This window comes from Lysinibacillus odysseyi 34hs-1 = NBRC 100172, from assembly GCF_001591965.1.
Taxonomy (GTDB): domain Bacteria; phylum Bacillota; class Bacilli; order Bacillales_A; family Planococcaceae; genus Lysinibacillus_B; species Lysinibacillus_B odysseyi.
In genome coordinates this window covers 21308-34943 of sequence record NZ_BCVX01000014.1, presented here as the reverse complement: position 1 = coordinate 34943, position 13636 = coordinate 21308, and the positions used below count along the sequence as shown (strand labels likewise).

Below are 13636 nucleotides of genomic sequence, written 5' to 3'. Positions count from 1 at the left end.
TTTTATAAAGGAGTTCAAAAATGAAAAAATTACTTGTCTTAAGCGGGGATTCATATCATGTTCCATTTATTAAAAAGGCGAAAGAAATGGGCTGTTATGTTATTACCTGCGATTTTTTTGAGCATAATCCAGGCCATCAATTCGCGGATGAATATCATAACGTCAGCTATATGGACAAGGAAGCTGTTCTAGCTTTGGCAAAAACACTGGAAATTGACGGCATTATTTGTTTCGCAGCAGATGAAGCTGCTACGACTGTAGCTTATGTTGCTGAACGAATGGGGCTGCCTTCTCATCCTTATCAATCAATTGAGATTATTAATCGAAAGGATTTATTCCGGGCATTTTTAAAGAAGCATCATTTTCAGGTCCCTAAAGCAAAAAGCTATACTTCTATAGAAAAAGCGCAAGCAGAATTTCATCTTTTTAAAATGCCTGTCATGATTAAACCGGTTGATTCTTCAGGAAGTAGAGGTATTTCGAAGATTGATTCTGTGGAATTTCTCCCACAGAAAATTGAATATGCTTTGCAGCACTCAAAAGTGAAACGGTTCTTAATAGAAGAATATATCGAAAAACAAGGCTATCAAGTTGGTGGAGACGGCTTTTCAGTAGATGGTGAGCTTGTATTCCGGTACTTTTCCAATAATCATCTTTCCAATACACCCCTAAATCCCTTTGTCCCATTAGGAGGAAGCTGGCCCAGCATATTACCCGCACATCTTCAAAACAAGATCCATGATGAGATTCAACGGCTTCTAAACCTGCTTCAAATGAGAACAGGCGCTTATAATTTTGATATAAGAATAGACCAAGAGGAGAATGTATATTTTATCGAGATGGGTGCAAGGAACGGAGGCAATCTAATACCCCGTATAACAAATTATGCAACAGGTTTCGATTTAATAGAATATAGTATCAAAGCGGCTATAGGCGAAGACTGCCGGGATGTATCTATGGCTCAGTCGCAAGGCTATTGGTCCTGCTACACAATTAATAGCCAAAAAAGCGGAATATTCAAAGGGCTTGAAATGAATGAAGAGTTTATGAAAAGGAATGTTGTCGAATATGAATTGTTTGTGAAACCAGGTGATAAAATTCAGGCATTTACTGGATCGGATAAGAAATTGGGCTCCATGGTCCTGACCTATTCTTCGATAGATGAAATGCTAGAAAAAATGGATAATATGGAGAACTGGATCAAAGTCATTGTGGAGGAATCATTAGTGAACAACTAATAAAAAGCAGCGGGGATATACAAGAGCATCTGCATGTTACGCCTTTTCTAGCATATTGTAAATAAAAGTGTGTATGTGTCTAATACCGCTAACAAAAGTGTGATGGAACAGGGATAAATAAAGGCAGTTATTCATATGGTAGTATGACAAATATTCTACTGAACAAGAGAGTAAAAATATAGGGCGAAATAAGAAGGGGGGAGACGATTGAGTGAGACGATAAGTTTACAGGAGCTAGTAAAGCTGATCAAAAAGAAAATGTTGTTAATTATAGGATTCGCTATTTGCTCCGCAGGGATAACTGCCTATCTCAGCTTTTACCTTATCTCCCCTGTATATGAAGCCCAGACACAATTGCTTGTCAATCAGAAAAATATATCTGAGGAGAATATTTGGGCCCAAATGGAGACTGACCTGCAATTAATCAGTACGTATAATGTCATTATTAAGAGCCCTGTTATATTAAACAAGGTAATAGAGAAGCTCAGCTTACAAATAAGCGAAGAAGAATTAATGAATCAAATAACAGTATCAAATGAAAGTGATTCGAAGGTTGTGAATATTTCGGTGAGAGCTGATGAACTGCAACAAGCTGTCAATATTGCTAATACAATCGCTGAGGTTTTCCAAACGGAGATCCCTAATCTAATGAGCGTTAATAATATCAATATCCTTTCAGCTGCAAAAATAGATCAGTCTCCCAATCCTGTAGAGCCTAATATCACACTGAATATTGCAGCGGCGTTCATAATCGGTGCAATGGCAGGTATCGGAGTTGCATTTTTACGTGAAGTATTTGATGTGACTATCAAAACAGAAAAGGATATAGAGAACATTTTACAATTACCGGTATTAGGTATGGTCAGTTCGATTCCTTTTGAAAAAGAGAAGAAGTCTTTTCATAAAACCTAATAAGGCCGGGGGGAATACAAATGTTTGGCCGGAAAAATAGAGATAGGAAAAAGCAAATAAAATTACTTAAAGCAGGACGGAAACTTATCACCTTATTGGATGGCAGCTCTATTATTTCGGAGCAGTTTCGGACAATACGGACGAATATCACCTTTGCCATGCCTGACTGCGAAGTAAAAACCATTTTGGTCACCTCCACTATACCCGGAGAGGGCAAATCGACAACAACAGCAAACCTTGGTGTTGTATTTGCCCAAGAAGGCAAACGCGTTTTAATAATAGATGCTGATCTTCGTAAACCGACATTGCATTATGCTTTCGGTCTGTTTAATACGGTAGGTCTGTCCAATGTACTTGTAAGAAAGCGGGCGTTCTACGAGTCTATCCAAGAAACTTCAGTGTCAGGATTAGCCATTCTTCCTAGCGGCCCCATACCTTCTAATCCAGCTGAGCTGCTCTCTTCAAAAACGATGGATGCCTTACTGGATGAGCTGAAAAATTTATATGACATCATTATTATTGACGCCCCCCCGGTTCTTCCGGTTACAGATGCCCAAGTGTTGGCCAATAAATGTGATGGTACATTATTAGTTGCGAATGCAGGTGTTATAACAAAGGAACTTATTATAAAAGCAAAGTCAATTTTGGCTACTTCACAGGCAAATATGATAGGCGTTGTCTTAAATAACTGTAAAATGCCACGCGACCATAAACGCTATTATGGTTACTATGGGGCGGGGCATTAATATCTGGTGCCCAATGTTACATTGTATAAATAATACTGGAGTAGACGTTAATCGGAGAATAGGCTTCCGGTCGTCAAGAGACTTATTTAGTGTTGAATGTTTTCTCCCTAAAAGTAATCTAGTTAGCAAGGAGAGAAAAGTTGAATATTCTAATTACAGGTGGGATTGGTTTTATCGGTTCACATACTTATATTTCTTTATACGAGCGATATCCGGAAGCACAACTGGTAATTATCGATAATTTGGCAAACAGTTCGCCCAGAACGATTGAAAGGCTAAAAAAAATTACTTGTAAAAGTGTATTGTTTTTTCCAATCGATTTACGTGACGAACAGGCGTTAACAAAACTTTTTCACGCCTATCGGTTTCATAGCGTCTTTCATTTTGCGGGTTACAAAGCTGTTGGGGAATCGATTACTAATCCATTGGAGTATTACGTTAATAACGTACAAGGTACATTCAATTTATTAAGATGCTGTCTCCTCTATCAAATAGAGCGGTTCATCTTCAGTTCATCCGCTACAGTCTATGGAGATGGGAATAGTCCTCTGAAAGAAAACGCACCGCTATTACCCGCTTCCAATCCGTATGGTCAAACAAAAGCAATGTGTGAACGGATTTTAATGGATGTGGCAGCTGCCAATCCCGGATTTAACGTCACCATCCTCCGCTATTTTAACCCGGTCGGCGCACATGAAAGCGGACTGATAGGCGAGGTGCCTGCTAGCGTGCCAAACAATTTAATGCCCTATATAACAAAGGTCGCGAAAGGAGATTTACCTGTCTTACATATATTCGGAGGAGATTATCCGACAGTTGATGGAACGGGAATCAGAGATTATATTCACGTCATGGATGTTGCAGAAGGACATGTTGCAGCTTTGGAGCATCTAACGCCGGGTTATCATATTTATAATTTAGGAACAGGCAGCGGGACAAGTGTTTTACAGCTTGTCAATGCGTTCGAACAAGTAAACGAAATAAAAGTGCCTTATCAAATTGTGAACCGGAGATCTGGCGATAACCCTTCCATTTATGCTGATGTAGGTAAAGCGGAAAGTGAACTACAGTGGAGGGCAAGGCGTACGATTGAAGATATGTGCAGGGATGCATGGAATTTTGAAAAGCAGGATGGATGAATAAAGTAGAAAGATATTAAGAGGTCATTTGGTATCATGTGAAAGATACCAGATGGCTTGTTTTTCTTTTCGTCCCTGCTATATTTGCCTTCTAAATCAAGACAGTGCTAAAATAAAGGGTATTTGAGAGAAAGTGTGGTCGGAAAAATGAAAGTATTATTTATTGGCGATATTGTCGGCTCGATTGGCCGTGATGCAGTAGCAAAGTATTTGCCGCGCCTAAAAAAGAAGTATGCAGTAGATGTGGTCATCGCAAATGGTGAAAACGCAGCAGCGGGCCGTGGAATTACACGTAATATTTATAATGAGCTGCTGCAAATCGGTGTTGATGTCATTACAATGGGAAATCATACATGGGATAACAAAGATATTTTTGAATTCATTGATGATGCGGACTATCTGATTCGGCCGGCAAACTTTTCAACGGAGGCACCGGGTAAAGGAATGGTACAGATCGAGAAGAATGGTGTAACATTGAGCGTTATTAATCTTCATGGCCGAGTATTTTTGCCGCCGCATGAAGATCCGTTTGCTATGGCGGATGAATTGGTGGCAGAGGCGAAGAAAACATCACCTCTTGTATTTGTCGATTTTCATGCCGAAGCAACAAGTGAAAAAATTGCGCTTGGCTGGCATTTAGACGGGAAAGCATCCGTTGTAGTCGGAACGCATACTCACGTACAGACGGCTGATGCCCGTATCTACCCTGGCGGAACCGCCTATATTACCGATGTTGGGATGACCGGCCCATATGATGAAATACTTGGTATGACAAAGGAAAGTGTTATCTATAAGTTTCAAACAAACATGCCTTCGCGCTTTGAGGTGCCGAAAAAAGGGCGAGAGGTCCTAAGTGGTTTTTTTGTCGAAATAGATGATAAAACAGGGAAATCTCTGCGGCAGGAAAGAATTTATATCAATGATGATTATCCGTTTAAAGGATAAAACACGAAAACGAGCTCATGAAAAATGGGCTCGTTTTTCTTATTTATCGAAAAGAAAAGTTAGGTGAAATTCATCAGTTTACAATTATGTACGCTGTAAACATAGGTAATACAGTCTATTTGTCCTATAAGAACAAAATAATAAAATTCGATTTATTGGGCATAATGTAATGTTTGTAATATTTTCTTAACAAAAATACGCTAAACTTTCCCGGATGATAATGCTATACTCAAGCGTGTATTCAAGATTTTCTAAAAATGGAGGGAACAATATGAAACAACAAAAAGTATTTAATATTGCCATCGCCTCAGCTGTCGCAGCTAGCGGAATCATTGTCGCTGCTCCGACAAACTCAGAAGCAGCAAACGCTTTTAAGGATGTAGAAAGTACAAACAGCCATGCAGCAGCGATTCAGCAGCTAGCTGATCGCGGCATCATAAAAGGCTATTCTGACGGTACATTTAGATGGGCAAAGCCGTTAACCCGTGGACAGGCCGCAAAAATCATGGCGAACATTTTAGAGTTGGATACTAAAAATGTAGTAGATCCAGAATTTACAGATGTGAAAAAAACAGATGAATATTACGGAGCTATTGCCGCATTAAAGGAGAAGGGAATTATTTCGGGGCTTCCGAACGGTTCATACGGACAGCATTCTCCTATCACGCGTGGACAAATCGCCAAAATTATTGTAGAAGCCTTTGATTTGAAAGGCTCAAAAGAAACACCTTTCAAGGATATCGCCGGGGCAGCGGGCTTTATCGACTATATTGAAACACTTTATGCAAATGGGGTTACAACAGGGACAACGGCATATACATACAGCCCATTTGCTCCTGTTAAGCGCGGCCAATTTGCCTCCTTTGTTGTACGTGCCGAAGAAGCGGCTCAAAAAGGGGAGGGAGATAATCCGGATACAGGGGTGGACCCAGACGTCGGTACTAATCCTGATCCAGATACGGGAGGTACGCCAACACCTGATCCAGGACCGGGTAACGGAGGTACGCCAACACCTGATCCAGGTCCGGATAACGGAGGTACGCCAGCACCAAACCCTGATCCTGATAACGGTGGTACACCTGCTCCTTCACCAAATCCTGACCAAGTACAAATTGAAAAAGCACTGGATACTGCTATTGAAAATCTATTGGAAGTCTATGGTGAAAAAGCAGCTAGTATTGCGACATTTGGGTTAGAGGATGATAATACTATCCGCATTTCCTTCCGTTCAGACGATTTAGAACTTACCGAAATCAGAGCACTTTTACGGGAAGCACAGGAAGGGTTAACATTTGTTGATCTGATTGAAAATATCCCTGTTCCAGCAGCTGCTCTATTATTTGACCATTTAGATACAATTACCGTTAGAGCGGGCGGTTATTCCGACGAATTCCAACGCGGGGACTATTTCGATGATGCAGCAATGGATATCAATCGTCCAGCAGTTATTGAAAATGCAGACCGCTTCATTGACGAGGCGCATCGTGTAAATGGAGCGATAACGACTGTTGCGGAATTAAAGGAAAAGTATGATAACAACGTAACGATTACAATTGCCGGTGTAACTTATACACTTGACATTGAATAAGGATGCAGGCCCTTAAAGCAGCAATGCTTTAAGGGATCCTTCAAATGTCTAACTCCAAATGATAGGAAGAAGGCGAAATGAATAAAGATGAAAATACTTAAATGGTTTTTACTATCTGTTGGTGTTGTGATATTACTTGGCGGCGGCTATATTTTGTATGAATTTAAATTTAAAACATATGATGTGGCGGACCCGGAAGTGGATCAAATTATTGACGAAGGGTATGAGATTGAATTGCCTGATGGCACGTCTATGAAAATCGCAAGTGATGGAACAATCCTAGAGCAAAAAAATGAAGAAACTGCTGAAGGTCAGAAGGCGCAGGCAGAAGAAAAGCCAGTACAGGAAGTCACTGAAGCGAGTGCAGCTGTCAAAGCTCCGGCAAAAGACTCTTCTATAGCTGCCCAACAGTCTGAAAAAGAAGAAGTACCAGTCGCAAAGAAACCGGCAAATCCGCAAACAACGAACCCGCCGGCTGCTAAACCGGAATCGGTGACAGCTGAATCGATTAAGGAAAAGTATAGAGGGACGCTTGTTTCCCTGCAGCAGCAGGCAGAAACTCGGGTGGATAATCTGGTAGCGGCAGCTAAAAAAGAATATGCACAAAAAAAAGCAAACGGCGAAAAGATCAGTGCGGGTTACTTCTATACAAAGTATATGGGGTCCTCTGATTCGCTTGAATCGTCGACAGACGGAGCCTTTGAGAATTTGATGAAGGTACTTGAGGCGGACCTTGTAGCTAATGGATTTAAGAAATCAGAAGCGCAAAGCTTCCGCGATGAATACAATCAGACAAAAGAGGAGCTTCGTTCAAGCTTAATGAAAAAAGCATTGGCAGAAATCAAATAAGCCCACAGAAAGAAGTAGACCGACAACCTGACTATTGTATCTTTCAATAACCAAATAGATTATTATTCTTCTTTCCTTTGCTGGTAGAAGAAGGGCTGGAAGAGTGAAAGTTCTCTCAGAAGGCGTAATAGAGCAAACGAGGAGCATAAAAATACCAAGTAAATTTACAGGTCAACAAAGTAATGCTTTGATACACATAGCTTGTGATCTGCAATAAACGGAGGTTCAACACCGAAGTCTGCTTTTTATCAAAGAAAAAATATATAAAACGAAGGGGGCGAATGCATCTGCTGCAATGCTGTTGATGCAGAAGTGATGCTTCCGGCGGGGAAAGCGCTGAAGGAACAAAGGCTAAAACCGTCATATCGGATGATAATACCTTTGTGATCAATATCCTGTTGGCCCGGGAACTTGCAGCAGTGTTCAATAACATTTTCACAGGTAAAGGGGCTAAAAAATGTCCAAAAAAAGTCTATTGGTAATCAGTCAAAATTTTTATCCCGAAATCGGTAGCGCAGGCAACCGGATTAAAAATATTTATCAGCTTTTAAATGAACAGTATGAAGTCCACGTATTGACGACAGAGGCTTCCTATCCGAACAAAAAACTGTATATAGAAAAACAATTTTGGCATGACCGGCAACTCAATGAAGATAAGCATATTCACCGGGTAAAAGTGGCAAATCGGAAATATACAAGAAATATGTTCAACCGACTGCTTTATTATTTGGAGATGATGTGCCGGATGGTATGGATGATTTTATGTTCCAAGAACAAATATGACGCAGTATTTGTGACAAGCCCGCCTATTTTCCTTGGAGCGGTCGGCATCCTGGCAAAAATTCGGTTTAAGGCAAAATTGATTCTTGATGTGAGAGATTTGTGGCCGGATTCTTTAAGAGGTGTAGGTGTTTTTAATTACAAATGGATCATTTCATTATTCAGAATGATGGAAAAATGCATGTACAACAGGGCGGATTCCATCGTGATCAACAGTAAAGGCTTTTATCACCATATCGAGGCTAAGTTAAAAAAGGAAACGCCCATTTACTTTGTTCCTAATTCCATTAGAAAAGAGGAATTGACTCTTGGGGAGCCTCACATAGATGGCTTTGCTGTAGTATATTCAGGAAATATCGGGCTTGCCCAAGATGTTGAATTTCTAAAGCAGCTTTCAAAGTCTCTTTTTGCGAAGGAGATTCGCCTGAATGTCGTAGGTTTTGGACTGAAAAAAGGTGAATTTCAGCAGTTTGTTAAAGAACACAAGCTTTATAATGTGCATTTTATTCGTGCCATGACAAGAAGAGAGTGTCTTGAGCTCATCAAACAAAATGATGTAGGAGTGCTCTGCTTAAAGGATGAGGATGTATTTGATACCGTCCTGCCTGGCAAGCTGATTGACTATATTGCGTGCGGACTGCCGATAGCAGCAGGGGCTTCAGGCTATATTAAGTCATTAATCGAGGAAAAAGGCATCGGCTATGTATCGGAATCACGCAATGTAGAAGAAATTGTTCAGTTTATTGTCCACCTTAAGAATCACCGTCATGTGGCAGAAGCTATTGCGTTGAATAATGAAAAGGTTGTGCAACGGGATTTCTTGTGGGAGTCAAATATTCATACCTTGATTGATGCAATCGAAGATGAAAAGGCCGTACAGAAAGTCTGCAGGCTGGAACCAAAAAATGAAATGATAAATATAGACAGCAAGGTTAACTAATATGGAAAAGAAAATTTGTATGTTTGTATGGAATCACTTTACGAATGATGCCCGCGTTATGCGTGAGTGTACTGCATTGTCCGAACACGGGTACGAGGTAGACCTCATATGTATCCATGATCCGAGTAATCCGGAAATGCTATTTGAGGAAAAAATAAATGAACGCTTTACGGTTTCTCGGGTACGACGTTATCCGGCTACGCTCATATGGATACAGGGATTCGTGCGCTTAGTAAAGAAAAACAAATGGCTTGCAGTACCGCTCACAGCAGGATGGCTTGCTTGTTTGCAGGCATGGCCGTTCGTAACAATATTGCTCTCGATTATCATTTTTGCGTTGCTCGCAACGAAACTAAAAAAAATGGTGATCAATCTTTGTATCATCAGCCGGATGATTAGAAAGGGAAGACAAAAACAATACGATATCTATCATGCCAATGATTTAAATACCCTTCCACAAGGGATTGTATGTGCAAAACTCAGATTCAACAGGAAAAAGCTCGTCTACGATTCCCATGAGGTTCAGACTAGCCGGACAGGGTACGGCAAGATACATGGTCTATTGGAGCGTCTTCTTATTAAAAAGGCAGATGCCATGATTGTGGAAAATCATACACGTGCGAAATATAACGAGGAACTATACGGCTTTTATCCTGCTGTCGTTCATAATTACCCGTTTTCAGCTAATAAGCAACCAGAAAACATAGTAAATTTATGTGAATTATTAGGTTTGGAAAGAGGAGAGAAAATTCTTCTTTACCAAGGAGGTATTCAAGCAGGCCGTGGATTGGAAAAATTGATTGAAGCTGTTCCGATGATCAAGGAAGGAATTGTTGTGCTCATTGGAGATGGAAAAATAAAGGGACAGCTTATCCAGAAAGTAAAGGACATGCAGCTAGAGGGGCGGGTAAAGTTTCTGCCGAAAGTACCCTTAAATGAATTGCCCGCCTATACAGTCAATGCTTATGTAGGCTTCCAGATTTTGAACAATGTATGCTTCAATCACTATTCGGCATCTTCCAATAAACTGTTCGAATACATGATGGCAGGAGTGCCGGTAGTCGCCTGCAGCTTCCCAGAAATCCGAAAAGTTGTGGAAGAAGAAGAAATCGGACTTTGCATTGATTCCCATAATCCGGCTGACATTGCCCAGGCGGTAAATATGATGACACAAGACCTGGAAAAAAGAAATACCTTCAGCAAAAATGCCTTACATGCAAGTCAAAAGTATAACTGGGAATTGGAGAAGGAAGAATTGATCGGACTTTATGAAAAGTTAGAGGAGGCAAACAATAATGTATCAGTTAACCATTGATAAAGCTTATAAAGGCAGTGAACAAAAGACACTTGTCAAATATATTTTCAGTGATATGGATATAAAGTCACATACAGGAAGTGCCGGTATGGATGAATTGATTTATTTATTCAAAATCGGAAATCGAAGTGTTATTCATAATTTTAATTGCAGCGAACAAATAGCCATTCCTTTTATCTCCAATAATTTTACACTGCAGTCGATGATTGATGAGAAAAATTTACAGGACCCGGACGTCATTTATCTCTATCTAAATAATCGAAAAAACCTAATGAAAATCGTAAATAAACTAATTCCTTTCCAGAAGCCGATTGTCACATCGGCCATCAGCGAAGATTTATTGAATATTCTCCGTGTCAACAACTTTAATGAATACAGCGAAAGTCTGCTTGAGGAAACAGTGTATTTTCCATCCTTTTATTCCGCGGCAGACCAGCAGGACGTATGTTTGCGGTTGGGTACTGCACGACCGGCACAGAAGCAGCAAGAGCCGCCTTCCCCAAAAATGGAGTCTAAAGTAGTTGAGCTGGAGATGCTGAAGGAAATTTCTACCCTTCACAAGGAGCTTGATTTGCTGAAAGGCGAGTTCGCTAAAAAGGCCACCGATACAAATCTGCTTATCCAATCTATTCCTGAACAAATCGACTCTCTTCAGCAGGAGAAGAAAAATCTCATAAAACAAATTAGCGCTCTGCAGGAACAATTGAAAAAGAAGGCCGAGCAGGAGAAGACGTTGAAAAAGCAAAATGAGGAGCTGGAGGCAAAGTATTTAAAAGCTACTGCTGAACATATAGAGCTGAAAGCAGAAGTGGAAAAGCAAATTGTCGATAAGCTGCACATCGTGGATGAAATGGATATCTATATAAACGAGACGACACTTCTTGTAAATGAGAACCGCTACTTCAAAAGTAAATATGAAGAAATGGGCGGAAAGTTCAATGAACTGCAAGAGCGGTACCTTGTACTGGAAAGCAGATATGAAGCATTAAAAAATTCAAAGCTAGGGAAGCTGACATTGAAATACTGGGGACTTAAAAATAAAAGGAGATAATAGTGATGCAATTAATTGAAGACAAAAAACATGAATTTCAAGAGCTGAGAAAGAAATTAGTCGAACAGCTTTACACTATTAATCCAAGCTTTGACGGATGCAAGCTGTCAAGCGTACTGGATCTCCATTTTGCAGCTGATAAATTCAGCAGAAATGAGCATGTACAGATGACAAACGAAGAAAACGGGATTGCTATGAAATGCGATTATGAAGAGAAGGCATTTGGCTATTCCTACTTCGTAGATTTGGACATGCTTGACCGAATAAAAACTGTTTTAAAAGAGCATGAAGAGGTAGCTATTAAATTTAAAATGTATCAGGAAGAACAAACAAATACAGAGGTGCATCTCATTCTTTTATATGAAGACGGGGAACGGAAAAGCTACCGATTGCTGGATGATAACTTCAACTATTTAAAGGCAGCAAATAAGGAAAAATTGAATGGCATTAAGTTTGGGATTCGGACAAGTGGAAAAGGTTATGTCTATATTCAAAATCCCTTTTTCTATACAGTCAATCGTGATTCGAACGTCGGTAAAGTAAAAAGAATCGATAAGGAAATTAAGCAGTTCAATGTTATTTTTATCGGAGATGAGTTCACTACAAGAAGCTTTGAACCGGAATTTAACCTGATTAAAGTCCAGCCGTATAAATGGAAAGGCGAATTGAATGCGAACAATATTGATTTATTTTTCTGTGAATCCGCCTGGGTCGGCAATGACGGTCACTGGAAGAACATGGTCGGCACAAAGGGGCCGCGGAATAATTCACATTTATTGGAGCTTGTGAGATGGTGCAAAAATAATGATATTCCGACTATCTTCTGGAACAAGGAAGATCCGTTTCATTATGACGTATTCATCGAGACAGCAAGACATTTTGATTATGTGTTCACAACCGATTCAACATCTATCCAGCACTATCAAAAAGACGGCTGTGCAAATGTAGATGTATTTCCATTTGCAGCACAGCCGAAGTATCATAATCCAATTGAAAAGTATGAACGGAAGGAAAAGGTTGTATTTGCCGGTGCATATTACGGCGATAAGTTCCCGGAACGGACAGAGGTTATGAACAATATGATCGAGATTTCGGGAAAATACGGGTTGGAAATTTTCGACCGCAATTATAATAACCCTGAATCACCGAACCAGTTCCCGGAACGCTTTAAAGATTATATTGTCGGGACGCTTCGCGGGGATGAAATTGACTATGCATACAAAGGATACAAAATTGCTTTGAATGTGAATAGCATTGTCGATTCACCAACGATGTTCGCGAGACGCGTATTTGAAATATTGGCTTCTAATACACCGGTTGTCAGTTCAAAATCACTTGGTATTGAAAACATGTTCGGTGATCTCGTCGTTGCATCGAATAATTTCGATCAGCTGCAGGGACGTATCTCGAACTATTTTGAGGATCGTGAGTATTACGAGAAATCAAGATTGCTTGGTTTGCGAAAAGTATTGCAAGAACATACGTACGAGGAACGGGTCGTACAGATGCTGAAGTTCATGAAAATTGAGTATAAGCAGGCAGCAACGGATGTAGCAGTAGTAGGTGTTGTGAAATCGATGGAGGATTATGCACACCTAATGGAACAATATGAGCGACAAACATATACCCATAAAAAATGCATTATTTTGCTCGGTATTTTCCCGGGTTATTTAGACATTTTCAATACACATAATCAAGGAAATATGAACACATTCCTGCTCGATTATATGCATCATTATAATTCTATCGAACAGATGGTCAGCGCGAAATATATCGCGTTCTTTAATCCGGCACATTATTACGGGGAGAACTACCTGATGGATTTAATGCTGGCAACAAAATATGTACCGGATGCCCATATCATGAAGGATGGCGGGGAACAGTATCGATTCTCTACTTGCGGCTATCTTGATAAGGGAATTCTGAAGGTAGATCATCTCTTTACGAAAAACCCAAACGAATTAATGGAATGCTTGTCGCAGGATTGTGAAATTAGTAAGTGGTTTACAAACGGCTCTCAATTTTTCAATATTGATGGTTTTAATTTCATTAAAAACTATCGGGATGTCAAAGAAATCGAAGCTGAAATTCAATATAAGATGGTATAGGTGAATTATGAGAAAAATAGCTTTT

The 13636-nt window shown here is 40.0% G+C and carries 11 protein-coding genes; all 11 read left to right on the top strand.

Going from position 1 to position 13636, the window contains the following annotated elements; translation table 11 throughout:
• Positions 1–20 precede the first annotated feature (20 nt).
• The 11 genes from BOD01S_RS19510 (at position 21) to BOD01S_RS19460 (ending at position 13611) form a co-directional block, all read left to right on the top strand.
• Entirely contained in the window at positions 21–1238 is a 1218-nt protein-coding gene (locus tag BOD01S_RS19510; RefSeq protein ID WP_036152474.1) for an ATP-grasp domain-containing protein, read from the top strand.
• Between the two features lie 207 nt (positions 1239–1445).
• Positions 1446–2150 carry a YveK family protein gene (locus tag BOD01S_RS19505; RefSeq protein WP_036152481.1) on the top strand — a complete coding sequence of 235 codons (705 nt, stop codon included), beginning with the start codon at positions 1446–1448 and terminating at the stop codon, positions 2148–2150.
• A 20-nt stretch (positions 2151–2170) separates the two neighbouring features.
• Positions 2171–2896 (top strand): CpsD/CapB family tyrosine-protein kinase, encoded by a 726-nt coding sequence (locus BOD01S_RS19500; RefSeq protein ID WP_036152484.1) that lies wholly within the window; start codon positions 2171–2173, stop codon positions 2894–2896.
• A 140-nt stretch (positions 2897–3036) separates the two neighbouring features.
• Positions 3037–4035 (top strand): UDP-glucose 4-epimerase GalE, encoded by a 999-nt coding sequence (gene galE / locus BOD01S_RS19495; RefSeq protein ID WP_036152485.1) that lies wholly within the window; start codon positions 3037–3039, stop codon positions 4033–4035.
• A 147-nt stretch (positions 4036–4182) separates the two neighbouring features.
• Positions 4183–4980 (top strand): TIGR00282 family metallophosphoesterase, encoded by a 798-nt coding sequence (locus BOD01S_RS19490; protein WP_036152572.1) that lies wholly within the window; start codon positions 4183–4185, stop codon positions 4978–4980.
• A gap of 271 nt (positions 4981–5251) precedes the next feature.
• Positions 5252–6568, top strand: a complete 1317-nt coding sequence (locus tag BOD01S_RS19485; protein WP_052124740.1) for an S-layer homology domain-containing protein — start codon at positions 5252–5254, stop codon at positions 6566–6568.
• Positions 6569–6655: 87 nt separating this feature from the next.
• Positions 6656–7417 carry a hypothetical protein gene (locus BOD01S_RS19480; protein ID WP_036152487.1) on the top strand — a complete coding sequence of 254 codons (762 nt, stop codon included), beginning with the start codon at positions 6656–6658 and terminating at the stop codon, positions 7415–7417.
• 457 nt (positions 7418–7874) lie between these two features.
• A complete protein-coding gene (locus tag BOD01S_RS19475; protein ID WP_036152489.1) occupies positions 7875–9137 on the top strand; it encodes a glycosyltransferase family 4 protein in 1263 nt (420 codons plus the stop codon).
• A gap of 1 nt (position 9138) precedes the next feature.
• Entirely contained in the window at positions 9139–10452 is a 1314-nt protein-coding gene (locus tag BOD01S_RS19470; protein ID WP_036152491.1) for a glycosyltransferase, read from the top strand.
• Positions 10433–11503, top strand: coding sequence for a hypothetical protein (locus BOD01S_RS19465; RefSeq protein WP_036152492.1), 1071 nt, complete (start codon positions 10433–10435; stop codon positions 11501–11503). The genes BOD01S_RS19470 and BOD01S_RS19465 overlap by 20 nt, the downstream gene beginning before the upstream one ends.
• A 5-nt stretch (positions 11504–11508) precedes the next feature.
• Positions 11509–13611: a CgeB family protein gene (locus BOD01S_RS19460; protein WP_052124742.1), complete on the top strand. Its 2103-nt coding sequence runs from the start codon at positions 11509–11511 to the stop codon at positions 13609–13611.
• The last annotated feature ends 25 nt before the right edge of the window (positions 13612–13636 follow it).